This is a genomic window from Streptomyces sp. NPDC021020, from assembly GCF_044333285.1.
In the GTDB taxonomy this organism is placed as follows: Bacteria; Actinomycetota; Actinomycetes; order Streptomycetales; family Streptomycetaceae; genus Actinacidiphila.
This window is the reverse complement of the sequence record NZ_JBIRQQ010000004.1, coordinates 263,548-285,195: the sequence shown is the minus strand read 5'-3', so window position 1 is coordinate 285,195 and position 21,648 is coordinate 263,548. Positions and strand designations below refer to the sequence as shown.

The following is a 21,648-nucleotide window of genomic DNA, read 5'->3' as shown; positions in this document are numbered from 1 at the left end:
CATGGCTGCGCCTTCCGCCGTCCTGCTCTCGGAGTGGACGAAGATCCGCTCGGTCCGCTCGACGATCTGGACGCTGGTCCTCTCCTTCCTGGTGACCGTCGCCCTCGGCGCGATCATCTGCCTGGTGTTCAACAACACCTGGAATTCGCTGTCGTCGCACGACCAGGCGACCTTCGACCCGACCGCGACCGGCTTCGCCGGGATGCAGCTCGGCCAGCTCGCGCTGATCGTCTTCGGCGTGCTGGTCATCGCCAGCGAGTACAGCACCGGCATGATCCGTACCTCGCTCGCCGCGGTGCCCCAGCGCAGCGCCTTCTACACCAGCAAGGTCGCGGTCGCGGGCGGCTTGGCCCTCGTGGTGTCGATGGCCACCAGCTTCGTGGTGTTCTTCCTCGGCCAGTCGCTGCTGGGCTCGCACAAGGCGAGCATCGGCGACCCGGGCGTGCTGCGCGCGATCGTCGGCGCCGGGCTCTACTCGACGCTGCTGGTGCTGCTGTGCGTGGGCGCCGCGGCGATGCTGCGCAGCCCGATGCTGGGCCTGGGCATCCTGATGCCGTTCTTCTTCCTGGTCTCGCCGATCCTGTCGGCGGTGCCGAAGGTGAAGTCGGTCGCGCACTACTTCCCCGACCAGGCCGGCCAGCAGATCGTCCGCGTCGTGCCGAACACCGACGAGACGCTGTCCTACGGGCCGTGGGGCGGTCTCGGCATCATGGCGCTGTGGGTCCTGGCGGCCCTGATCGGCGGCTACGTCGTGCTGCGCCAGCGCGACGCCTGAGACCAGCCCCTCCCCGGGGGTCAGTACCGGGGCGCGTTACGGGACCGCTGCACCTTGCTGGTGCGGCGGTCCCGCGCGTTCCAGCACGCGCGGTGCCAGTGCCGCCGGTCGTCCAGCCCGTCGTACTCACGCCAGGCCACCACATGCCCGACGCCGGGCGGGATCTCCTGGTCGCAGCCGGGGCAGCGGTAGTGCTTGGCGGACGCCGCACCGGCGATCGGCCGCACCACCCACTCCTCCCCCTGCCACTCCACGGTGCCGGCACCACCGACCCCGGACTCCTGGCTGCGCTCCGCGGGGCGCTGGGCGCCGTGCGGGCGGTTGCGTCGCGGCGACACGGGACACCTCGCCATCTGCTGGCTACGCGGACGGCATCCAGGGTACGCGCCGGGCGCCCCACGGCCCGAAACGCGGCAGGTACACGGCCACCCGAAGGAGTGGATCCGCCGCCCCGCTGCCGAAAATCATGAAATCGCCGCCGGAAGCCGTGCCTTTGGCACGTGCCAGACGTTAGTCAGGAAGTCGGGACAGGACGGTCCCGGCGTCCATCCGGCGGGCCGCGCGAAGCGCCCCAGCAGGCCCGTGCCGCCGCCGAAGGCGAGGGAGGAGCGGCGATGCGACTGGGGACGTTCGTACTCGCGGCGCAGTTTCCCGGGCAGGGCCAGGCCGAGCCGCTGCACCGGGCGATATCGACGGCCGAGGCCGCCGAGGCGGCGGGACTCGACGCGGTGTGGCTGGCCGAGCACCACTTCGTACCGTACGGGGTGTGCCCGTCCGCCGTGACCCTCGCCGCGCTGCTGCTCGGCAGGACCCGGCGGCTGTCCGTCGGGACCGCGGTGAGCGTGCTGCCGACCGCGCACCCGGTCGCGCTCGGCGAGCAGGCCGCGCTGCTGCACCTCGCCTCCGGCGGGCGCTTCACCCTCGGCGTGGGGCGCGGCGGCCCGTGGATCGACCTGGAGGTCTTCGGCGCCGGCCGGGCCGCGTACGACAGCGGCTTCCCCGAATCCCTCGACCTGCTGCTGCGCTGGCTGCGCGAGCCCGCGGTGGCCGGAAACGGGCCGCGCTACGCCTTCCGCGAGGTGGCCGTGGTGCCGCGCGCCGACGAGCTGGAGGAGCCGCGGGGGCCGGAGGTGGTGGTGGCCTGTACGTCGCCGGGCACCGTGCGGCTGGCGGCGCAGCGCTGCCTGCCCATGCTGCTCGGCATGCACTGCGGGGACGACGACAAGGCGGCGATGGTCGCGCTGTGGCGGCGCTCGGCCCTGGAGGCGGGCCATCCGCCGGAGGCCGTCGCGGCCGCCGGGCACGTCTCCGCGGGCGTCGCGCAGATCGCCGACACCCGCGCCGACGCCGCCGAGGCGCTGCGCAAGGCCATGCCGGGCTGGCTCCAGCGGGGCCTGTCCGCGCACCGCACCGTGGACGGCGGCCCGCGGACCATGCGCGACCCGCTCGGCTACACCGACCTGCTGTGCGCCCTGCACCCGGTGGGCCCGCCGCGGCTGTGCGCCGACCGCCTCGCGGCGACCGCCGCACGCACCGGCATCACCCGCTTCGCCCTGCTCGTCGAGGGCTCGGGGGACCTCGACACCACACTGCAGAACGTGGCCCGCCTCGGCGCCGACGTCCTCCCGGAACTGGCCTGATCTCACATGCCCTCGGCCCGTTACGGAAGCACGCCGCCGCCGAGCGCGGGTCAGCAGTCGCGCAGTTCCGGGGACTGGTTCAGCACCTGCGAGCGGACCGAGGTGAAGTCGGCGTAACCGGGTCCGTCCACCGCGTCGAGCGGGAAGACCGCCACCCGGTGGCAGTTCTGGAAGGCCAGGCGCACCCCGAAGTGCCGCTGCAGCGCCCCTCGTATCGCGTCACTGGCCAGGGCGCGCAGCAATTGGCCGCGCTCCTGCTCGCTGGGCGGCGGCACAAGGTTGTCGGCGAACTCGCCGCCGTCCACCTTGAGCTGTGCCACCAGCGAGCTGACCAGCTCCCACGCGTAGGGAAGGGACGTCCTGACGCAGTCGACGAATTCCTTATCGTCGACCTCGCCTCGCTCGGCCTGTTCGAGGAGGGCCGGAGAGACGTCGAGCGACATGGGTACTCCTCTCGTGACCCCGTGAACGCACGGGGCCGTACGGACGGGAACCGGAGGTCCGGCGGCGGCATTGCCCCCACCTCGCCTCCGGGGTCCCACCGTAGGGTTCGACGGCTGCGCGCACCAGGAGGTAGCACCCACAACCGGCCAATTTTCGGCCCCGGCGCGTAGTCGGCCGAACTCGTACGGTGCGGCTCGCCCCTGTCACGTGCCAGACGCCTGCGGCGGGCCCGGAGGTGTCCGCGGGTGCCCCGCCGGGGCTCCTGCGGAGGCTCCCGCGGGGGCTCCGAATCGCGGACGCGGGGCGGTCTTTAGTAGCGTGGCCCACCATGCGCCTCGTGATCGCCCGCTGCTCCGTCGACTACGCGGGACGGCTCTCCGCCCACCTGCCGTCCGCCACCCGCCTGCTCCTCGTCAAGGCGGACGGCAGCCTGTCCGTGCACGCCGACGACCGGGCCTACAAGCCCCTCAACTGGATGTCCCCGCCCTGCACCCTCAAGGAGGGCGAGGACGGCGTCTGGACGGTCGTCAACAAGGCGGGCGAGCAACTGGTCATCACCATAGAAGAGGTGCTGCACGACTCCTCGCACGAGCTCGGCGTCGACCCCGGCCTCATCAAGGACGGCGTCGAGGCGCACCTCCAGGAGCTCCTCGCCGACCGCATCGAGATCCTCGGTGAGGGCTACACCCTCATCCGCCGCGAGTACCCCACCGCGATCGGCCCCGTCGACATCCTCTGCCGCGACGCCTCCGGCGGGACGGTCGCGGTCGAGCTCAAGCGCCGCGGCGACATCGACGGCGTCGAGCAGCTCACCCGCTACCTGGAGCTCCTGAACCGCGACCCGCACCTTGCGCCCGTGAAGGGCGTCTTCGCGGCGCAGGAGATCAAGCCGCAGGCGAGGGTCCTCGCGACCGACCGGGGCCTTGAGTGTGTCGTCCTCGACTACGACGCGATGCGCGGCATCGAGGACGACAAGCTTCGGCTCTTCTGAGCCGAACCTTGAGCTTGCCGCCCACCCCGGCGGGGGCTCCCCTTCGCGAGGGGGTGAGCGTTCGCGCTGCCGCGCGGGGTGCGCGTCTGCGCTGCCGCGCCGGGTGCGCCGGGGGCGCGGGGAGGTCGCGCATGCCGCGCCGGGCAAGCGTTTTTAGGGGCGCGGGGAACTGCGCGACCAGCCACGACGTGCCGTCACGTCGTCACCGGCCCGAAGGGGCAGTACGGTCCGTACCGGACCACCGGCCGGTGGAGGGCTGAACGCGCAGTTCCCCGCGCCCCTGACGGGGCGCACCCCGTCCGTCAGCTTTCGGGCGTCGTGGGCGTGTCCGTCGGCGAAGGCGACGTCGTAGTGGGCGTCGCACTCGGTGACGTGGTGTGGCTCGTGGACGGAGACGCCGAGGCCGAATGCGACGAACCGGTCGTCGGGGAGGACGGGGACGACGGCGGCGCCGAGGACCTGTGGGACGCCGGCGGGCTCGTCGTCCCCCGCGTAGGCGTCGAGGTCGGGGACGTCGACGGCGTCGTGGGGGTCGGGGACGTCGACGGGCTCGCCGGCGTGGTCGACGGGGAAGCCGGCGGAGACGCCGGCTGGGTGGTGTCCGGGTCGTCGGGCTGCGTGGTTTCCAGGGGCTTGACCTGGGGGTCCTGGTCGGAACCGGCGGAGCCGGACGTCGCGCCCAGCGTGACCACCGTGCCGAGGACCGCCGCGAGGAGGACTCCCGTGCCGGCGGCGACGAGGTTGCGGCGGGTGCCGACGACGGCGAGCCGCTTGGGGCCCGGCGCGGGGGCCGGCTTGATGACGGCGAGCGGCGTGGTCTCCGCGGCGGCGGGCGGCGCGTCCTCGAACGCCGCCGCGGCGGGCGGGAGTTCCAGGGAGGGCGGCGGGGTGGGCGAGACGTCCTCGACGAGCGCGAGGGTGCGGCGGCCCACGACGGACCCCTGGCGGTCCGCGAGGACACCCCGCATCCCGATGGAGGCCTCCAGCTCGGCGCGGGCGCGGTCGTACTCCCCGTTGCAGAGGGCCAGCACGCCCAGCTCGTGATGGAAGTACGCCTCTTCGGCCAGTTCGCCGGTGAGCCGCGCGGCCTCCTGGCCGAGCCGCAGGGCGCGCTCCCAGGCGCTCCAGTGCAGGGCGGCGGCGAAGGCGGGGGCCACGGTGCGGGCGAGGAGGACGGCGGCACCGGGGTTGCCGTTGTGGCGGCAGGCGGCCATCGCGGCGAGGATCGCCTCGGCCTCGGCGGCGGCGCTCGCCGGGGTGACGGAGGGGTGGCCGCTCCACCAGGCGTAGTGGAGGGCGGCGGTGTGCGCCTGGACCTCGCTCAGCTCGCCCTCGGCGGTGAAGACGGCGGCGAGCTGGCGGGTGACCCCGGCGGCGAGCCGGTAGTGCGAGGCGACGGGGACGGCGAGCCCGACGGCGGTCATCTCGCCGAGGGCGGCGTCGCCGTGGGTGTCGCCGACGAGCGCGGGCAGGTGCGAGGCGTGCGGTATCTCCCCGTCGAGGGCGACGGCGAAGGCGAGGGCCTCGCGGGCGGCCTCGCTGAGCCGGGAGGCGAGCAGGCCCGCGGGCGAGGCGCTCTCGGCGAGGGAGGGCAGCGGCACGTCGGCCGCGGGTATGCGGGCGGGCGGCGTGAGCGCGGGTATGCCGGGGGCGTCGCCGAAGCCGCTGAGGTCGGGCAGCGCGGCGCCGGGGGCGGCGGGCGTGCCGTTCTCCCACACGGAGTCGTCCCAGTCCGGCTCGGCGGGGAAGCGCAGCGCGTCGCGCTGCCGCAGCAGGGCGCCGGCCTGGACGAAGCGCAGCGGCAGGCCCTCGGACTCGAACCACAGGTCGGCGGCCCAGGCGGTCTCGTCCTCGTCGAGGGTGCGACCGGCGGCGAGCGCGAGCAGGTCGACGCACGCGGTGCGGGAAAGACCCGCGAGGTAGACCTCCTCGACGCCGGACTCGGCGGCGGGCGCGGGCGCCTCGGGCGGCGAGGAGATCAGAAAGGCGCATTCGGGCGCGGCCGCGAGCAGCTCGGCGAGCGCGGCGCCGCCGAACTCCACGTCGTCGATGACCACGACGGCACCGAACTCCCGCAGCAGGCCGGGAAGTTCGGCCCGGTCGGGGCGGTGGTCGCCGCCGGTGTAGACCGTGTCGTGCAGGTCTTGCAGGACGTCACCGACGGTGCGGTGGTAGCCCGTCAGCCACAGCACGCCCTCGGGCGCGAGGTCCGCGCAGGCCTTGGCGACCGCTTCGAGCAGCGCCGTGCACCCGGCGCCGGAGGGGCCGGTGACGCGGACGGAGCGGCCGCGGGACAGCAGCCGGATGACGCGTTCGCGCTCGTCGTCCCTTTCCAGCAGCGGCAGTTCGGGCGCGGGCGGCCCGGGCGGCGGCGCGGGGCGGGCGGCGGTGAGGTGCGCGGCGCGCTCGTCGCGGGTGCGCAGTACGGGGGTGCGGCGCTCGCCGGGCGGGCAGCGCACGACCTCGGTGCCGTCGATGGGGTTGACGGTGAGCAGGTAGTCCGCGGTGGTGACGCGCCGGACGCGGGCGCTGCCGCCGCTGGGGGTACGGGTGGCGGCCATCAGCTCCAGCGGCTCGCGGGCCGCGCGTACGGCCTTGGGCAGCAGCTCGGTGGCGTCCTCGGCGGCCGCGCCGGGGAGTTCGGGGTACGCCGGGAAGTCGGCGTACGACGGCTCCGCGGGACGCAGCCCCTCGAAGGCGCTCGGGTCGGCGCTCTCCCCGAAGGCGTCGCGGGGCGCGGGTGGCTGCTGCTGGTAGGGCACGAGCGCGCCGCGGTCACCGGCGCCGCCGCCCCTGCCGAGGCCCTTGCGTACCCCGAAGGCGTCGAAGGGCTCGTCCTGCCCCGGGCGGTCGGGCTCGACGTTGTGCTCGTCCATGTCCTCAGCGGTCCTCAGGGTCCTCGGCGGGGGCGCGCGGGGCGCGCCGGGCGGGGGGTCGTCGGACCCAAACTCTAGAGGCAGAAACGGTTTCGCTGAAGCGCAGGGCGGCTACGCCGCCTTTTGAGCGCCCGAGGGTGCGCCTACCGCGCGGGGCGAGCGCTCTAGGGGCGCGGGGAACTGCGCGGCCAGCCACGACGTGCCGTCACGTCGTCACCGGCCCGAAGGGGCAGTTCGGTCCGTACCGGACCACCGGCCGGTGGGTGGTTGCTCGCGCAGTTCCCCGCGCCCCTGGCGTACCCGGCGCGGCAACGCAAAGCGCGCCCGGCGCGGCTAGAGGCGCTCGCCCCGCGGGGCAACTGCCTCGATCGCGAGGATGCGGTGGAGTCGGGTCGCGACCAGCAGCCGCTGCATCTGCGGGGGCACGTTGCGCAGCACAAGGCGGCGGTTGGCCCGGCCGGCCCTGCGGTGGGCGCCCATGATGACGCCGAGCCCGGTCGCGTCCCACGAGTCCAGCTCGGTCAGGTCGAGTACGAGGTCGCCGCGGCCGGAGTCGACCGCGGTGTGCAGGGCCGTGCGGGCGTCCGCCGCGCTGCGGACGTCGAGGCGGCCCCCGACGACCAGCTTGGCGTGGTCGCCCCTGATGTGCATGATCACTCTCCCGGGGAGTTCGGCACCGGCAAACAGGCTGGTCCGTATGTCTTCACACAACTGACGGCCTGTCGCAAACAGAAGTTGCCCTCTGTGAGCGAACCGATACCGAATTCACTCCTGTGGGTGATCCGGGCGGATGCCGTCAGCACGGTCAGTGCGGGTAGAACCCCTGACCGCTCTTGCGGCCCAGGTCGCCGGCGTCCACCATGCGCCGCATGATCTCCGGCGGCGCGAACTTCTCGTCCTGCGACTCGGCGTAGATGTTGCCGGTGGCGTGCAGCAGGATGTCCACGCCGGTCAGGTCGGTCGTGGCGAGCGGGCCCATCGCGTGGCCGAAGCCGAGTTTGCAGGCGGTGTCGATGTCCTCGGCGGTCGCGACCCCGGATTCGTAGAGCTTGACGGCCTCGACGACGAGCGCGGAGATCAGCCGGGTGGTGACGAAGCCCGCGACGTCCCGGTTGACGACGATGCAGGTCTTGCCGACGCCCTCGGCGAACTCCCGGGCGCGGGCCAGCGTCTCGTCGCTGGTCTTGTAGCCGCGCACCAGCTCGCACAGCTGCATCATCGGCACGGGCGAGAAGAAGTGCGTGCCGACGACCCGCTCGGGGTGCGCGGTGGCGGCGGCGATCTTGGTGATGGGAATCGCGGAGGTGTTGGAGGCCAGCACCGTCTCCGGCCCGGTGACGCGGTCCAGCTCGCGGAAGATCTCCTGCTTGACCTCGATCTTCTCGAAGACCGCCTCCACCACCAGGTCGGCGCCCGCGGCCGCCTCCAGATCGGTGGTGGTGGTGATCCGCGCGAGCGCCGCCGCGGCGTCGGCCGCCTCCAGCTTGCCCTTGGCGACGAAGCGGTCGAAGGACGCCTTGATGCCGTCCGTGCCGCGGGTCAGCGCCTGCTCGGTCAGGTCCCGCAGCGTCACCTCGTAGCCGGCCTGCGCGGCCACCTGCGCGATGCCCGCGCCCATCAGTCCGGCTCCGACGACGGCGAGCTTCTTCGCCACAGCACACGCACCTTTCCCTGGGGCCTCTCGGTATTGCGTCGGACCCTAGCGCCGCCCGCGGGCGGCGCGCAGCAGGATGTCGGCCGCGTCACGGTGTGTCCTTGGTCGCACACGCCGTGACCTGCGGCACCTGCCGGGGCCGCGGCGGCACGCTCTACGCTCGGGTCATGGTCAACCTCACCCGCATCTACACCCGCACCGGCGACGACGGCACGACCGCGCTCGGCGACATGAGCCGCACCGCCAAGACCGACACCCGGATCTCCGCCTACGCCGACACCAACGAGGCGAACGCCGTCATCGGCACCGCGCTGGCCCTCGGCGCCCTCCCGGAGGACGTCGCGGCCGTCCTGGTCCGGGTGCAGAACGACCTGTTCGACGTCGGCGCGGATCTCGCCACGCCCGTCGTCCCGGATCCGAAGTACCCGCCGCTGCGGGTCGAGCAGGGGTACGTCGACCGGCTGGAGGCCGACTGCGACAGCTACCTCGCCGAGCTGGAGAAGCTGCGCAGCTTCATCCTCCCCGGCGGCACCCCGGGCGCGGCCCTGCTGCACCACGCCTGCACGGTCGTACGCCGTGCGGAGCGCTCGACGTGGGCGGCGCTGGCCGAGCACGGCGACAGCATGAACGCGCTCACCGCGACGTATCTCAACCGGCTCTCCGACCTGCTCTTCATCCTGGCCAGGACGGCGAACAAGGAGCGCGGCGACGTGCTGTGGGTGCCCGGCGAGAACCGCTGACCGCGGGGCTCAGGCGACGTTGACGCGCTGGCCGGGCGGGGCGGCCTCCAGCCAGGCCAGGAAGCCGGTCAGGGCGTCGTCGCTCATCGCCATCTCCAGCCGGGTGCCCTGGTGCTCGCACGCCAGCACCACCGCGTCCGACAGCAGCGCCAGCTCCTCGGTGCCCTGCGGCTGGCGGCGGCCCTCGACCTCGATCGCGTGCCGCTCCAGCACCTGGCGCGGGCGCGGCGCGTAGGAGAAGACCCGGAACCACTCGACGCGGTCGCCGTTGTAGCGGGCCACCCCGTAGAGCCAGCCCTTCCCGCTGGGCTCGGCGCCCCCGGGGAGGGCGAGCCGCAGGCTGCAGTCGAAGGTGCCCCCGGAGCGCTGGATCAGCCGGCGGCGCAGCCCGAAGACGAAGAGCCCGAGCAGCAGCGCGGCCACGACCGCGCCGATCACCTCCACGGAGAGGATCATGTCACCGGCCTCCTCTCCTGGGTCTGCTGGATACGTCGCCGCCCGGCCCGGTACGGGTCCGTGCGGCGTCTGCCCTTGCTGTACGGGGGCCGCGGGCCGCCCCCTGGGGGGCGGCCCGCGGCACCGTGGTCCTGCTCGTCCTGCTCCCGCGGCGGCACCGGCCTGGCCGGCCGCACCGCGGGGTGTTCACCTAGTGTGCGCCCGCCGCGGCGGCGAGCCGCACCTCCGCGCGCCGCTGGGCGGCCGCGTCGGTGTCCGCCTTGGAGCGCTCCAGCGCCCGCTCGGCGCGGGCGACGTCGATCTCCTCGGCCAGCTCGGCGACCTCGGCGAGGACGGAGAGCTTGTTGTCCGCGAAGGAGAGGAAACCGCCGTGCACCGCGGCGACCACGGTGCCGCCCTCGGTGGTCCGGATCGTCACCGGACCGGAGTGCAGCACCCCGAGCACCGGCTCGTGCGACGGCATGATGCCGATGTCGCCGGAGAGGGTACGGGCGATGACCATGGCGGCCTCGCCGGACCAGATGCTGCGGTCCGCGGCCACCACCTCGACGTGAATTTCGGCCAAGACGGCTCCTCGGGTCGGCACCCACCGGCGGGCGGGGGTGCGTAAGACAAAGAATAAGGGCTGCGTGCGGGGGGCGGAGCCGGTCCGCCCCCCGCACGGCCCCGGGTCAGCTGACGCCGAGCTTCTTGGCGTTGGCCTTGAGGTCGTCCAGGCCACCGCACATGAAGAAGGCCTGCTCCGGGAAGTGGTCGTACTCACCGTCGGCGATGGCGTTGAACGCCGCCACCGACTCGTCGAGCGACACGTCCGAACCGTCCACGCCGGTGAACTGCTTCGCCGCGTGGGTGTTCTGCGACAGGAAGCGCTCGATGCGGCGGGCACGGGAGACGGTGAGCTTGTCCTCTTCGCCCAGCTCGTCGATACCGAGGATCGAGATGATGTCCTGGAGGTCCTTGTACTTCTGCAGGATGCCCTTGACGCGCATGGCGCAGTCGTAGTGGTCCTGCGCGATGTAGCGCGGGTCCAGGATGCGGGACGTGGAGTCCAGCGGGTCCACCGCGGGGTAGATGCCCTTCTCCGAGATCGGCCGCGAGAGCACGGTCGTCGCGTCGAGGTGGGCGAAGGTGGTGGCCGGCGCCGGGTCGGTCAGGTCGTCCGCGGGGACGTAGATCGCCTGCATCGAGGTGATCGAGTGACCGCGGGTCGAGGTGATCCGCTCCTGGAGCTGGCCCATCTCGTCGGCCAGGTTCGGCTGGTAACCCACCGCGGACGGCATACGGCCGAGCAGCGTGGAGACCTCGGAACCGGCCTGGGTGAACCGGAAGATGTTGTCGATGAAGAACAGCACGTCCTGGTTCTGCACATCGCGGAAGTACTCCGCCATGGTCAGACCCGCCAGCGCGACCCGCAGCCGGGTGCCCGGCGGCTCGTCCATCTGGCCGAAGACCAGCGCGGTCTGCGGGAGGACGTTGGACTCGGCCATCTCCGCGATCAGGTCGTTGCCCTCACGGGTGCGCTCGCCGACGCCCGCGAAGACGGAAACGCCCTCGTGCAGCTTCGCCACACGCATGATCATTTCCTGGATGAGCACGGTCTTGCCGACGCCCGCGCCGCCGAACAGGCCGATCTTGCCGCCCTTGACGTACGGGGTCAGCAGGTCGACGACCTTCAGGCCGGTCTCGAACATCTCGGTCTTGGACTCGAGCTGGTCGAAGGCCGGGGCCTTGCGGTGGATCGGCCAGCGCTCGGTGACCTCGGACTCGGCCTCCGGCTCGTTGAGGATCGCGCCCAGGGTGTTGAAGACGCGGCCCTTGGTGACGTCGCCGACGGGCACCGTGATGCCGTTGCCGGTGTCGGTCACCGGGGCCTGGCGGACCAGGCCGTCGGTGGGCTGCATGGAGATGGCGCGGACCAGGCCGTCGCCCAGGTGCTGCGCGACCTCCAGGGTCAGCGTCTTGGTCGCGCCCTCCTGCGTCGGGTCGGCGACGTCGACGTGCAGCGCGTTGTAGATCTCCGGCATGGCGTCGACGGGGAACTCCACGTCGACGACCGGGCCGATGACCCGCGCCACCCGGCCGGTGGCGGTGGTTTCAACAGTCGTGGTCATGTGGTCAGTCACTCCCCGCGTTCGCGTCGGCCAGGGCGCTCGCGCCACCGACGATCTCGCTGATTTCCTGGGTGATGTCGGCCTGTCGGGCCGCGTTCGCAAGCCGCGTGAGCGACTTGATGAGGTCTTCCGCGTTGTCGGTCGCCGACTTCATCGCCCGGCGGCGGGCCGCGTGCTCGGAGGCGGCGGCCTGCAGCAGGGCGTTGTAGATGCGGCTCTCGACGTACCGCGGCAGCAGCGCGTCCAGCACGCCCTCCGCGGACGGCTCGAACTCGTACTGCGCCATCGCCTGCGGCTGCTTGTCCAGCTGGGCGGCCTCCTGGGAGACCGCCAGCGGCAGCAGCCGCCGGTCGACCGGGGTCTGCGTCATCATCGAGACGAACTCGGTGAAGACGATGTGGATCTCGTCGATCCCGCCCTCGGCCGAGTCCTTGAGCACGGACTCGATCAGCGGCGTCGCCACCGCCTTGGCGTCGGCGTACTGCGGGCTGTCCGAGAACCCGGTCCAGGACTGCGCGACCTTGCGGTCGCGGAAGCTGTAGTACGCCACGGACTTGCGGCCGACCAGGTAGTGGTCGACCTCCTTGCCCTCGGCGCGCAGCTTCTCCGTCAGCCGGTCCGCGGCCTTGATGGCGTTGGACGAGTAGCCGCCGGCCAGGCCGCGGTCGCTCGTGACGAGCAGGACCGCGGCGCGGGTCGCGTTCTCGGGTTCGGTGGTCAGCGGGTGCTTGGTGTTGGAGCCGGTCGCGACGGCCGTCACCGCACGGGTCAGTTCATCCGCGTACGGAGAGGATGCGGCCACCTGGCGCTGCGCCTTGACGATGCGCGAGGCGGCGATCATCTCCATCGCCTTGGTGATCTTCTTCGTGGCGGTGACGGACTTGATCCGGCGCTTGTAGACCCGAATCTGTGCGCCCATGCGATCAGCCCTCGACCAGCAGCGCGCCCGAGGACGTCTCGAACTGCTTCTTGAAGGCGGCGACCGCTTCGGTGAGCGCGTCGATGGTGCCGTCCTCCAGCTTGCCGGTCTCGACGATGCCCGTGAGCAGCGACTTGTGCTCGCGGTGCAGGTAGTCGAGCAGCTCGCGCTCGAAGCGGCGGATGTCCACGACGGGGACGTCGTCCAGCTTGCCGGTGGTGCCGGCCCAGATCGAGACGACCTGGTCCTCGACGGCGTACGGGCTGTACTGGCCCTGCTTGAGCAGCTCGACCATGCGCTGGCCGCGCCCGAGCTGCGCCTTGGAGGCCGCGTCCAGGTCGGAACCGAAGGCCGCGAAGGCCTCCAGCTCGCGGAACTGGGCGAGGTCCACGCGGAGCCGGCCGGCCACCGACTTCATGGCCTTGATCTGCGCGGAGCCACCGACGCGGGAGACCGAGATACCGACGTTCAGCGCGGGCCGCTGGCCGGCGTTGAAGAGGTCGGACTCCAGGAAGCACTGGCCGTCGGTGATGGAGATGACGTTGGTCGGGATGAACGCCGAGACGTCGTTGGCCTTCGTCTCGACGATCGGCAGCCCGGTCATCGAGCCGGCGCCCAGGTCGTCGGAGAGCTTCGCGCAGCGCTCCAGCAGGCGGGAGTGCAGGTAGAAGACGTCGCCGGGGTAGGCCTCGCGGCCCGGCGGGCGGCGCAGCAGCAGCGACACGGCGCGGTAGGCGTCGGCCTGCTTGCTCAGGTCGTCGAAGACGATGAGGACGTGCTTGCCCTCGTACATCCAGTGCTGGCCGATGGCCGAACCGGTGTACGGCGCCAGGTACTTGAAGCCGGCCGGGTCGGACGCGGGGGCGGCCACGATGGTCGTGTACTCCAGCGCGCCGGCCTCCTCCAGCGAGGCGCGCACGCCCGCGATGGTGGAGCCCTTCTGGCCGATGGCGACGTAGATGCAGCGGACCTGCTTGTCCGGGTCGCCGCTGCGCCAGTTGTCGCGCTGGTTGATGATGGTGTCGATGGCCAGGGCGGACTTGCCGGTCTGGCGGTCGCCGATGATCAGCTGGCGCTGGCCGCGGCCGATCGGGGTCATCGAGTCGACGGCCTTCAGGCCGGTCTGCATGGGCTCGTGCACCGACTTGCGCTGCATGACGGTGGGGGCCTGGAGTTCGAGCGCCCGGCGGCCCTCGGTCGCGATCTCGCCGAGACCGTCGATCGGGTTGCCGAGCGGGTCGACGACGCGGCCCAGGTAGCCCTCGCCGACCGCGACGGAGAGCACCTCGCCGGTGCGGTGCACCGACTGGCCCTCCTCGATGCCGTCGAACTCGCCGAGGACGATCGCGCCGATCTCGCGCTCCTCCAGGTTCAGCGCGAGGCCGAGCGTGCCGTCCTCGAACCGCAGCAGTTCGTTCGCCATCGCCGAGGGCAGGCCCTCGACCTTCGCGATGCCGTCTCCGGCAACGCTGACCGTACCGACCTCCTCGCGCGAGGCCGCGTCCGGCTGGTACGACTGGACAAAGGTCTCCAGCGCGTCCCGGATCTCCTCCGGCCGGATCGTGAGCTCCGCCATCTGGGTTCCCTGCTCTCCTTGTTGGGCCCGAAGTCTTCTTGGGGGCGTCGGCCCAACGCGGGCCGTCAGTGCTTGTCTGTGGTGCTTGTCTGCGCGTGCGCGGGCGGTGGTCAGCCTGCGGCCATCCTGCGGGACGCCTCGTCCAGGCGGTCCGCGATCGAGCCGTTGATGACCTCGTCGCCGACCCGTACCCGGACCCCGCCGAGGACCGCGGGGTCCACGTCCAGGTTCAGGTGCACGGGGCGGCCGTAGATCCTGGCCAGTGCGTCCCCGAGGCGGCGCTTCTGCACCTCGCTCAGCGGGACCGCCGAGACCACCTCGGCGACCGTCCGGCCGCGGCGGGCCGCGGCCAGCTTGGACAGGGATTCGATCCCGCCCTCCAGGCTACGTCCTCGCGGCGCGGTGACCAGCCTGGTGACCAGCCGTTCCGTGACCGGCTTCGCACGGCCGCCGAGCAGCCGGTGCAGCAGCTCGCTCTTGGCGGCGTCCGTGCCGGCCCGGCCGCCGAGGGCGGCCCGCAGCTCGGTGCTGCCGGCGGCGATCCGGCCGAAGCGGAACAGCTCGTCCTCGACGTCGTCGAGGCTGCGGTCCTGCTCCGCCGCCGTGAGGTCGGCGGTGTCGGCCAGCTCCTCCAGCGCGTCCACCAGGTCGCGGGACTGCGACCAGCGCGACCGCACCATGCCGGCGACCAGGTCGGTGCTGTCCGCGCCGAGCTTGCTGCCGAGCAGTCGCGTCGCCAGCTGGGCCTTGGCCTCGCCGGACTGCGCCGGGTCGGTCAGGGCACGGCGCAGCGTCGACTCGCGGTGCAGCAGCGAGGTCACGGCCGCCAGCTCGTCGGCCAGCCGGGTCGCGTCGACCGACGCGCTGTCGGTCAGTGCGTCCAGCCGCTCCCGTGCCGCGGCCAGCGCTTCGCGGCTCGCGCCGTTCATCGGGCCGCCTCGGCCTCTGCGGCGGAGCCGTCGAGGCTGTCGAGGAAGCGGTCGATGGTGCGGCTCTGCCGGGCGGAGTCCTCCAGGGACTCGCCGACCAGCTTGCCGGCCAGGTCGGTCGCGATCCGGCCGACCTCCTGGCGGAGGGTCACCGTGACCTGGCGGCGGTCCGCCTCGATCTGGGCGTGGCCGGCGGCGACGATGGCGTCCCGCTGCCGCTGCCCCTCCTCGCGCATCTCCGCGATGATCGTCGCGCCCTGCTCCCGCGCCTGCTCGGTGATCCGGGCCGCCTCGTGGCGGGCCTCGGCGAGCTGCGCCTTGTACTCCTCCAGCGTGCGGTTGGCCTCGGCCTGAGCCTTCTCCGCCCGCTCCAGGCCACCCTCGATGGCGTCATGCCGCTCCGCCAGGGTCTTCTGGATGTTCGGCAGCAGCTTCCTGCCAAGGAGGCCGAAGACGATGAAGAAGCAGAGCAGGCCGATAACCAGTTCCGCGGTGTCGGGGATGAGCGGGTTCTGCGCCCCCTCCTCCGCAAGGAAGGTCATCATGTCTGAACCTTTCGTCGAGTGGCTTTACGGTCCGGTGCCGGATTCAGCTCTGGAAGATGAAGGGGACGACCAGACCGAGGAGCGCGAGCACCTCGCAGAGGGCGAAGCCGAGGAACATGTTGGTGCGGATGATCGGCATGGCCTCGGGCTGGCGGGCCATGGCCTCGATGGAGTGGCCGAAGACCAGACCGATGCCCACGCCGGGGCCGATGGCGGCGAGACCGTAGGCGACCGCGCCGAGGCGGCCGGGAGTCGTGGCAGCGGCGAGGTTAACGAGGTCGGCAGACATTTCCCTGTCTTCCTTTTTGATGCGGTCCGTTGGGGGGCTTCCCAGCGGAGGTCTGTGGTGGGGTGGTGCGTGAGGCGCGAAGCGGGCGTCAGTGGCCCTCTTCGAGCGCTCCCTGGATGTAGATCGAGGCCAGCAGCGTGAAGATGTAGGCCTGCAGGAACTGGATCAGCACCTCGAAGGCCGTCATGAAGATGGCCAGTCCGAAGGATCCGCCGGAGACCGCCGTCAGCCAGGTCGGCGTCAGCAGGTACCAGCTCGCGACGCTGAACATGACGATCAGCATGTGGCCGGCGAACATGTTCGCCCACAGCCGGACCGCGAGGGTGAACGGGCGGGTGATGCAGTTCTGGATGAACTCCAGGAGCACGATCAGCGGGATCAGCGGCTTGGGCAGGCCCGAGATCCACACCAGGTTCTTGACGCCGCCCTTGAAGCCGTGCGTCTTGAACGTCAGGTACATGTACGTGATGTAGACCAGCGCCGCGAGAGCGACCGGGAACGCGAACCGCGAGGCCGGCGGGAACTGCGCGAGCGGGATGATCGACATGATGTTCATGAACCACACGAAGAAGAAGATCGACGTGAGGAACGGGACGAACTTGTCGCCCTTCTTGCCGATCACCTCGCGGGCGATGCTGCGGGCCACGAACGTGTAGCCGATCTCGCCGACCAGCTGGAGCTTGCCGGGGACCAGCTTGGGCTTGTTGAAAGCCGCCCAGAAGAACCCCACCACCAGGAGCATGCAGATGATCGCGAGCAGCATCGGCTTGGTGAAGTCGAAGCTGCCGATGCTGAAGATCGGCTTGAAGTCGAACGAGTGGAGGCCCGGAGCAGGAAACCCGCAGTCCTGCTTGATGTGACAGCCTGCCTCAGCGAGCAGCGTGTGGGCACTCACCCGTGACTCCTTCGTCGTGACGCATAAGTAACGGCAACCTTGTGTGTCAGCGCGGCTGGTGAGGCCGCTGGTCGGCACTGCGGACAAGGCGTGGCGAAGTCACCACTGTCCGCTGGGAGCCCGCATCGAAGACCGGGAACCCGTGTTCCGCGCCGCGTCCGCGGCACCGGATCCGAGTACACCGATGGGCGTGGGGGCAGCACCCTCCACGAGTGTGAGGGGCCTCCACGTCCAGATGCGTTTCCGGACGATAGCAGATGGAATTGCAGCCTCTTTACCCGGCCCTTGGCCACGCCCATGACAGCGCTCCCGGCCAGCCGCGTCATTCGGCCGGCGGAGCGGACGTGACGGACGGGACGGGATCGACGTACAGCATCCGCGAGGTGAGGCTCTGCTTGACCTGACCGCCGACCCACGAGAGCGCGGTCGCCAGCAGACTCAGGCCGAAGGCCTTGCCGTTGAAGAGCGAGGTGTCCTTGAAGGCCACGACGAAGATCCCGATCATCAGGATCTGCACGGCGTAGACGAGCATGCCGGCGGCCATCGCGATCTGCGGGCGCTCCGCGGTCATGGTCATCAGGGCCCACGAGCCGAAGGCGAAGAAGACCGCCACCACCGCGACGGCGACCAGGCCGCCCACCAGGCCCTTTTCGCCGGCGAACACGGCGCTCAGGATGGTGGCGGCAGCTCCGACGGGGGCGGCGACCAGCGCGGCTCCCCTGAGGACTCGGGCGTCATTCTGCAGCATGGTGACGGCTCCTCCGGCGGGAGTTGGGGCAAGCGGATGTCGTCGGAGACGAGCGTAGTCAGGGAGTGAGGGGGCGCCTCACGCCGGTTGACCGCGCATGCGGTCCAACGACGCCTTCCCTGCTTTCGTGAACGCTATCACAAAGTATTTGATGCGGTCTTTACCATGGACATGTGCTGCCTGTCACAAGAGTGTGGTGGCGACACGCCGTCCGATTTGGGTGACTTGCGTCTCAGTACCGCGTCTCAGCGCCGGGTCTCCGCGACCGGGTGCCGGTCGGAGCCGCCGCCGGAGTGCCGGTCGGAACCGCGGCCCGCGCGCCGGTCGGAGAGCCGGTCGCGGGCGCCGATCGCCGTCGAGCCGTGCAGCGCCGGGCGCTCCGGCGCGTGCATCTCGCGCTCCGCGGCGGCCGCGCCCGCGGCGAGCCGGCGCCGGCGGCGCCGGTAGCGCGGCGGCACGACACTCTCCGCCCAGTCCGGGGCGGCGGGCTTGAAGCGCGGCAGCAGCAGCACGACCAGGCCGACCGCGCTGAGCGCGACGATCGCCAGCACGATGCCCAGGCTGGAGTCGTTGACGGAGAAGGCGACCGCGCCGAAGGCGAACAGCGCGGACCAGAAGTACATGATGAGCACGGCCCGGCTGTGCGAGTGGCCGATCTCCAGCAGCCGGTGGTGCAGGTGGCCGCGGTCGGCGGCGAAGGGCGACTGGCCGCGCCAGGTGCGCCGCACCACGGCGAGCACCAGGTCGGCGGCCGGGATCGCGATCATCGTCAGCGGCAGCAGCAGCGGCATGTAGACCGGCACCATGAAGTGCACGACCTCGCGGGTCGACGTCCCGGCGGAGGACTTCAGCGCGTCGGGGTCGACCTGGCCGGTGATGGAGATCGCCGCGGACGCGAAGACGAGGCCGATGAGCATCGAGCCGGAGTCGCCCATGAAGATCCGCGCCGGGTGGATGTTGTGCGGCAGGAAGCCCAGGCACATCCCGATGAGCACCGCGCTGAAGAGCGTCGCGGGGGCCGCGGCCTCGATGCCGTAGCCGTACCAGAGGCGGTAGGCGTACATGAAGAACGCGACGGAGGCGATGCACACCATGCCCGCCGCGAGGCCGTCGAGGCCGTCGACGAAATTGACCGCGTTGATGGTGATGACGACCAGCGCGACCGTGAGCAGCGTGGACTGCACGGGGGTCAGCGCGACCGCGCCGAAGCCGGGCACCGGCAGCCACAGGATGGTCAGGCCCTGGAGGACCATGACGCCGGCGGCGATCATCTGCACACCGAGCTTGATGAGCGCGTCCACGCCCCACTTGTCGTCGAGCACGCCGAGCAGCCAGATCAGCCCGGCCCCGGACAGCAGCGCGCGCGGCTCGTTGGACTGCGAGAAGACGTCGCCGATGTTCGTGAGGTGGGCGGCCATGAGCAGGCCCGCGCACAGGCCGCCGAACATCGCGATGCCGCCGAGCCGCGGGGTGGGCTCGCGGTGCACGTCACGTGCCCTGATGGGCGGCATCGCGCCGGCGGCGATGGCGAACTTCCGTACCGGGCCGGTCAGCAGATACGTGACGGCGGCGGCCGTGAAGAGGGTCAGCAGATACTCGCGCACGAGCCGCCTCCGACGGTTTCGGGGGCGTAGCGGTGCTGCGCACACGTCCGGGGGTGGTACCTCACAGCGTCACACCCTAGTGGGGGCCGGGCCGGGTCGGCGAACACCTGCTGAGACTCACAGGCTGCGCGCGGGGTTGCGGCCGCCGCGGGCTGTGACCGTACGGTCGCATTCACCTGCCGTGTCCCTGCCCGTGCCGCGGCTGCGCCCTCATGTCTGCACGGTCGCGGCGACGCCGGTCAGCGCGGTCACGGTCGGCTCCAGGGCGTCGTGGATCTCCGCGCCGATGCTGCGGAAGTACGAGATGGGGGCGCCGTACGGGTCGCTGACCTCGTCGGCGTCCGGGCTCGGGGCGAGCAGCCAGCCGCGCAGCGCGGCGGCGGCCCGCACCAGCGCCCTGGCCCGCTCGGTGACGCTGCCCTCGGGGAGCGTGGCGACGTCTATGGCCCGCACCAGGCGGGTGAACTCCTTGAGCGTGAAGGTGCGCAGGCCCGCCGCGTGGCCCATGGAGATCACCTGGGAGCGGTGGTCGCGGGTCGCGGTGAGGACCAGGTCGGCGTCGATGACGTGGTCGTCGAGCAGCTCCCGGCCGGTGAAACCGGACGGGTCGGCGCCGTACTCGGCGAGTACGGCGGCGGCGTGCGCCTCCATCGGGGCGCCCTCGTGCCCCCAGGTGCCCGCGGACTCCACGAGCATCCCGGCGGCGCCGTCGCCGAGGCGGCGGACCAGGCCGAGCCGGGTCAGCCGCTCGGCCATCGGCGAGCGGCACACGTTGCCGGTGCAGACGTGCAGGATGCGGAAGACGTCCGCCCCGGCGCCCGGGAGGGCGGCCGGCGCGTACCCCGGGTGCCCGCGTATGCCGCGGGCGTCGGGCGGCGTGGTCAACGGCGCTCCTCCAGGTCGGGTACGACCTTGCGCAGCTCCTCCGCGCTGATCGCCCCGGCCCGCAGCAGCACCGGCACCCGGCCGGTGACGTCCACGATCGACGACGGGACGGCGGCCGGGGTGGGGCCGGCGTCGAGGTAGACGGCGACGGAGTCGCCGAGCATGCCCTGGGCGGCGTCGCAGTCCTGCGGCGAGGGCATGCCGGTGAGGTTGGCGCTGGAGACCGCCATCGGGCCGGTGGCGGTGAGCAGTTCGATCGCGATCGGGTGCAGCGGCATGCGCACCCCGACGGTGCCGCGGGTGTCGCCGAGGTCCCAGGCCAGCGACGGCTGGTGCTTGGTGACGATCGTCAGCGCGCCGGGCCAGAAGGCGTCGACGAGCTCCCAGGCCTGCTCGGAGAAGTCGGTGACGATGCCGTGCAGCGTGTTGGGCGAGCCGACGAGCACCGGCGAGGGCATGTTGCGGCCGCGGCCCTTGGCCTCCAGCAGGTCGCCGACCGCCTCGGCGTCGAAGGCGTCGGCGCCGATGCCGTAGACGGTGTCGGTCGGCAGCACGACGAGTTCGCCGCGCTTGACCGCCGAGATGGCTTCGCGCATGCCGGTCGCCCGGTCGGTTGCGTCCGCGCAGTCGTATCGCCGTGCCATGGGATGACCTCCGAAGATTGCTGTGCTGCCGTACGGGCCCGCGCCGCGGTGCAGGGGGCGGGGCGGCCGGTCACGGCCGCGCCTTGCGGGCAGAGGTGAAGCGCGGGCGGTTGTTGAGATCGGGGTGGTCGGCCGCGTCCGCCCAGCCCGCGTCCTCCTTGAAGATCCACGGCACCTGGCCGCCCTGGGAGTCGGCGTGCTCGATCACGACGACGCCGCCGGGGCGCAGCAGCCGGTGCGCGGTGCGCTCGATGCCGCGGATGGTGTCGAGGCCGTCCTCACCGGAGAAGAGCGCCAGCTCCGGGTCGTGGTCGCGGGCCTCGGGCGCGACGTGCTCCCATTCGGTGAGCGGGATGTAGGGGGGGTTGGAGATGACCAGGTCGACCTGGCCGTTGAGGTCGGGGAAGGCGCTCAGCGCGTCCCCGTGCCGCAGGTCGACCTTGCTGCCCGCGGTGTTCCTGCGGGCGTAGTCCAGGGCCTGCTCGGACAGTTCCACGGCGTGCACGCGCGAGCGCGGCACCTCCTGTGCGAGGGCGAGCGCGATGGCGCCCGAGCCGGTGCACAGGTCGACGATGAGGGGTTCGGCGACGTCCATGGCGCGGACCGCGTCTATCGCCCAGCCGACGACCGACTCGGTCTCCGGGCGCGGCACGAACACCCCCGGGCCGACCTGGAGTTCCAGATAGCGGAAGAAGGCGCGGCCGGTGATGTGCTGGAGCGGTTCGCGGGCCTCGCGGCGCGCGACGGCCTCCCAGTAGCGCGCGTCGAACTCGCTGTCGGCGACGCGGTGCAGCTCGCCCCGCTTGACGCCGTGGATGTACGCGGCCAGCTCCTCGGCGTCGAAGCGCGGCGAGGGCACTCCGGCGTCGGCGAGCCGCTGGGCCGCCTGCGCGACCTCGGCGAGCAGCAGGTTCACCGTGCCCGCCC

General features: G+C 72.0%; 23 protein-coding genes. 4 read left to right on the top strand and 19 right to left on the bottom strand.

Going from position 1 to position 21,648, the window contains the following annotated elements:
- The first annotated feature begins 1 nt into the window (after position 1).
- Positions 2–775 carry an ABC transporter permease gene (locus tag ACH4SL_RS13235; protein ID WP_398444583.1) on the top strand — a complete coding sequence of 258 codons (774 nt, stop codon included), beginning with the start codon at positions 2–4 and terminating at the stop codon, positions 773–775.
- Positions 776–795: 20 nt separating this feature from the next.
- Here ACH4SL_RS13235 and ACH4SL_RS13230 read toward each other — a convergent pair whose 3' ends face one another.
- Positions 796–1,113, bottom strand: a complete 318-nt coding sequence (locus ACH4SL_RS13230; protein WP_398444581.1) for an ATP/GTP-binding protein — start codon at positions 1,111–1,113, stop codon at positions 796–798.
- Between the two features lie 276 nt (positions 1,114–1,389).
- Here ACH4SL_RS13230 and ACH4SL_RS13225 point away from each other — a divergent pair, with 276 nt between their 5' ends.
- Complete coding sequence (locus tag ACH4SL_RS13225; RefSeq protein ID WP_398444579.1) at positions 1,390–2,415, top strand: LLM class flavin-dependent oxidoreductase; 1,026 nt, start codon at positions 1,390–1,392, stop codon at positions 2,413–2,415.
- A gap of 50 nt (positions 2,416–2,465) precedes the next feature.
- On the opposite strand, the gene ACH4SL_RS13220 is transcribed toward ACH4SL_RS13225, so the two are convergent.
- Complete coding sequence (locus tag ACH4SL_RS13220) at positions 2,466–2,858, bottom strand: SCO5389 family protein (RefSeq protein ID WP_398444576.1); 393 nt, start codon at positions 2,856–2,858, stop codon at positions 2,466–2,468.
- 329 nt (positions 2,859–3,187) lie between these two features.
- Between ACH4SL_RS13220 and nucS the strand changes: the two genes are divergently transcribed.
- The gene (gene nucS / locus ACH4SL_RS13215) at positions 3,188–3,850 is read left to right on the top strand and encodes an endonuclease NucS (RefSeq protein WP_398444573.1); all 663 of its coding nucleotides are present in this window, start codon (positions 3,188–3,190) and stop codon (positions 3,848–3,850) included.
- A 302-nt stretch (positions 3,851–4,152) separates the two neighbouring features.
- Here nucS and ACH4SL_RS13210 read toward each other — a convergent pair whose 3' ends face one another.
- From ACH4SL_RS13210 to ACH4SL_RS13200, 3 genes are all read right to left on the bottom strand, one after another.
- A complete protein-coding gene (locus ACH4SL_RS13210) occupies positions 4,153–6,726 on the bottom strand; it encodes an ATP-binding protein (protein ID WP_398444571.1) in 2,574 nt (857 codons plus the stop codon).
- Between the two features lie 333 nt (positions 6,727–7,059).
- Positions 7,060–7,377, bottom strand: coding sequence for an STAS domain-containing protein (locus ACH4SL_RS13205; protein WP_398444569.1), 318 nt, complete (start codon positions 7,375–7,377; stop codon positions 7,060–7,062).
- Positions 7,378–7,531: 154 nt separating this feature from the next.
- Complete coding sequence (locus ACH4SL_RS13200) at positions 7,532–8,380, bottom strand: 3-hydroxyacyl-CoA dehydrogenase family protein (RefSeq protein ID WP_398444567.1); 849 nt, start codon at positions 8,378–8,380, stop codon at positions 7,532–7,534.
- Between the two features lie 167 nt (positions 8,381–8,547).
- Between ACH4SL_RS13200 and ACH4SL_RS13195 the strand changes: the two genes are divergently transcribed.
- Positions 8,548–9,120, top strand: coding sequence for a cob(I)yrinic acid a,c-diamide adenosyltransferase (locus ACH4SL_RS13195; RefSeq protein ID WP_398444565.1), 573 nt, complete (start codon positions 8,548–8,550; stop codon positions 9,118–9,120).
- Between the two features lie 9 nt (positions 9,121–9,129).
- Here ACH4SL_RS13195 and ACH4SL_RS13190 read toward each other — a convergent pair whose 3' ends face one another.
- The 14 genes from ACH4SL_RS13190 to prmC all read right to left on the bottom strand — a co-directional run bounded on the left by ACH4SL_RS13190 (position 9,130) and on the right by prmC (position 21,637).
- Positions 9,130–9,576, bottom strand: a complete 447-nt coding sequence (locus ACH4SL_RS13190; protein WP_398444563.1) for a DUF2550 domain-containing protein — start codon at positions 9,574–9,576, stop codon at positions 9,130–9,132.
- 190 nt (positions 9,577–9,766) lie between these two features.
- A complete protein-coding gene (locus tag ACH4SL_RS13185) occupies positions 9,767–10,141 on the bottom strand; it encodes a F0F1 ATP synthase subunit epsilon (RefSeq protein ID WP_398444561.1) in 375 nt (124 codons plus the stop codon).
- A gap of 106 nt (positions 10,142–10,247) precedes the next feature.
- On the bottom strand, positions 10,248–11,687 hold the full coding sequence (gene atpD / locus ACH4SL_RS13180; RefSeq protein ID WP_398186424.1) for a F0F1 ATP synthase subunit beta: 1,440 nt from the start codon (positions 11,685–11,687) through the stop codon (positions 10,248–10,250).
- 4 nt (positions 11,688–11,691) lie between these two features.
- The gene (locus ACH4SL_RS13175) at positions 11,692–12,606 is read right to left on the bottom strand and encodes a F0F1 ATP synthase subunit gamma (protein WP_398444559.1); all 915 of its coding nucleotides are present in this window, start codon (positions 12,604–12,606) and stop codon (positions 11,692–11,694) included.
- A 4-nt stretch (positions 12,607–12,610) separates the two neighbouring features.
- Positions 12,611–14,182 (bottom strand): F0F1 ATP synthase subunit alpha, encoded by a 1,572-nt coding sequence (gene atpA, locus ACH4SL_RS13170; RefSeq protein ID WP_398444556.1) that lies wholly within the window; start codon positions 14,180–14,182, stop codon positions 12,611–12,613.
- Positions 14,183–14,292: 110 nt separating this feature from the next.
- A complete protein-coding gene (locus ACH4SL_RS13165; RefSeq protein WP_398444554.1) occupies positions 14,293–15,111 on the bottom strand; it encodes a F0F1 ATP synthase subunit delta in 819 nt (272 codons plus the stop codon).
- The gene (locus ACH4SL_RS13160; protein ID WP_398186436.1) at positions 15,108–15,656 is read right to left on the bottom strand and encodes a F0F1 ATP synthase subunit B; all 549 of its coding nucleotides are present in this window, start codon (positions 15,654–15,656) and stop codon (positions 15,108–15,110) included. The genes ACH4SL_RS13165 and ACH4SL_RS13160 overlap by 4 nt, the downstream gene beginning before the upstream one ends.
- A gap of 43 nt (positions 15,657–15,699) precedes the next feature.
- The gene (gene atpE / locus ACH4SL_RS13155) at positions 15,700–15,945 is read right to left on the bottom strand and encodes an ATP synthase F0 subunit C (RefSeq protein WP_398186439.1); all 246 of its coding nucleotides are present in this window, start codon (positions 15,943–15,945) and stop codon (positions 15,700–15,702) included.
- Between the two features lie 88 nt (positions 15,946–16,033).
- Positions 16,034–16,840, bottom strand: coding sequence for a F0F1 ATP synthase subunit A (atpB, locus tag ACH4SL_RS13150; protein ID WP_398444552.1), 807 nt, complete (start codon positions 16,838–16,840; stop codon positions 16,034–16,036).
- A 322-nt stretch (positions 16,841–17,162) separates the two neighbouring features.
- Complete coding sequence (locus tag ACH4SL_RS13145; protein WP_398444550.1) at positions 17,163–17,588, bottom strand: hypothetical protein; 426 nt, start codon at positions 17,586–17,588, stop codon at positions 17,163–17,165.
- Between the two features lie 245 nt (positions 17,589–17,833).
- Positions 17,834–19,192, bottom strand: a complete 1,359-nt coding sequence (locus ACH4SL_RS13140) for an MraY family glycosyltransferase (RefSeq protein ID WP_398444547.1) — start codon at positions 19,190–19,192, stop codon at positions 17,834–17,836.
- A 210-nt stretch (positions 19,193–19,402) separates the two neighbouring features.
- On the bottom strand, positions 19,403–20,077 hold the full coding sequence (locus tag ACH4SL_RS13135) for a protein-tyrosine-phosphatase (protein WP_398444545.1): 675 nt from the start codon (positions 20,075–20,077) through the stop codon (positions 19,403–19,405).
- Positions 20,074–20,721, bottom strand: coding sequence for an L-threonylcarbamoyladenylate synthase (locus tag ACH4SL_RS13130; RefSeq protein WP_398444543.1), 648 nt, complete (start codon positions 20,719–20,721; stop codon positions 20,074–20,076). The genes ACH4SL_RS13135 and ACH4SL_RS13130 overlap by 4 nt, the downstream gene beginning before the upstream one ends.
- 70 nt (positions 20,722–20,791) lie before the next feature.
- Positions 20,792–21,637 (bottom strand): peptide chain release factor N(5)-glutamine methyltransferase, encoded by an 846-nt coding sequence (gene prmC / locus ACH4SL_RS13125; protein ID WP_398444541.1) that lies wholly within the window; start codon positions 21,635–21,637, stop codon positions 20,792–20,794.
- Between the last annotated feature and the right edge of the window lie 11 nt (positions 21,638–21,648).

Bases quoted from the DNA above. Each gene is read 5' to 3' on its own strand.
- ACH4SL_RS13235 (WP_398444583.1), top strand. From the start codon at position 2: ATGGCTGCGCCTTCCGCCGTCCTGCTCTCGGAGTGGACGAAGATCCGC.
- ACH4SL_RS13225 (WP_398444579.1), top strand. From the start codon at position 1,390: ATGCGACTGGGGACGTTCGTACTCGCGGCGCAGTTTCCCGGGCAGGGC.
- ACH4SL_RS13220 (WP_398444576.1), bottom strand. From the start codon at position 2,858: ATGTCGCTCGACGTCTCTCCGGCCCTCCTCGAACAGGCCGAGCGAGGC.
- nucS (WP_398444573.1), top strand. From the start codon at position 3,188: ATGCGCCTCGTGATCGCCCGCTGCTCCGTCGACTACGCGGGACGGCTC.
- ACH4SL_RS13210 (WP_398444571.1), bottom strand. From the start codon at position 6,726: ATGGACGAGCACAACGTCGAGCCCGACCGCCCGGGGCAGGACGAGCCC.
- ACH4SL_RS13205 (WP_398444569.1), bottom strand. From the start codon at position 7,377: ATGCACATCAGGGGCGACCACGCCAAGCTGGTCGTCGGGGGCCGCCTC.
- ACH4SL_RS13195 (WP_398444565.1), top strand. From the start codon at position 8,548: ATGGTCAACCTCACCCGCATCTACACCCGCACCGGCGACGACGGCACG.
- ACH4SL_RS13190 (WP_398444563.1), bottom strand. From the start codon at position 9,576: ATGATCCTCTCCGTGGAGGTGATCGGCGCGGTCGTGGCCGCGCTGCTG.
- atpD (WP_398186424.1), bottom strand. From the start codon at position 11,687: ATGACCACGACTGTTGAAACCACCGCCACCGGCCGGGTGGCGCGGGTC.
- ACH4SL_RS13175 (WP_398444559.1), bottom strand. From the start codon at position 12,606: ATGGGCGCACAGATTCGGGTCTACAAGCGCCGGATCAAGTCCGTCACC.
- atpA (WP_398444556.1), bottom strand. From the start codon at position 14,182: ATGGCGGAGCTCACGATCCGGCCGGAGGAGATCCGGGACGCGCTGGAG.
- ACH4SL_RS13165 (WP_398444554.1), bottom strand. From the start codon at position 15,111: ATGAACGGCGCGAGCCGCGAAGCGCTGGCCGCGGCACGGGAGCGGCTG.
- ACH4SL_RS13160 (WP_398186436.1), bottom strand. From the start codon at position 15,656: ATGATGACCTTCCTTGCGGAGGAGGGGGCGCAGAACCCGCTCATCCCC.
- atpE (WP_398186439.1), bottom strand. From the start codon at position 15,945: ATGTCTGCCGACCTCGTTAACCTCGCCGCTGCCACGACTCCCGGCCGC.
- ACH4SL_RS13145 (WP_398444550.1), bottom strand. From the start codon at position 17,588: ATGCTGCAGAATGACGCCCGAGTCCTCAGGGGAGCCGCGCTGGTCGCC.
- ACH4SL_RS13130 (WP_398444543.1), bottom strand. From the start codon at position 20,721: ATGGCACGGCGATACGACTGCGCGGACGCAACCGACCGGGCGACCGGC.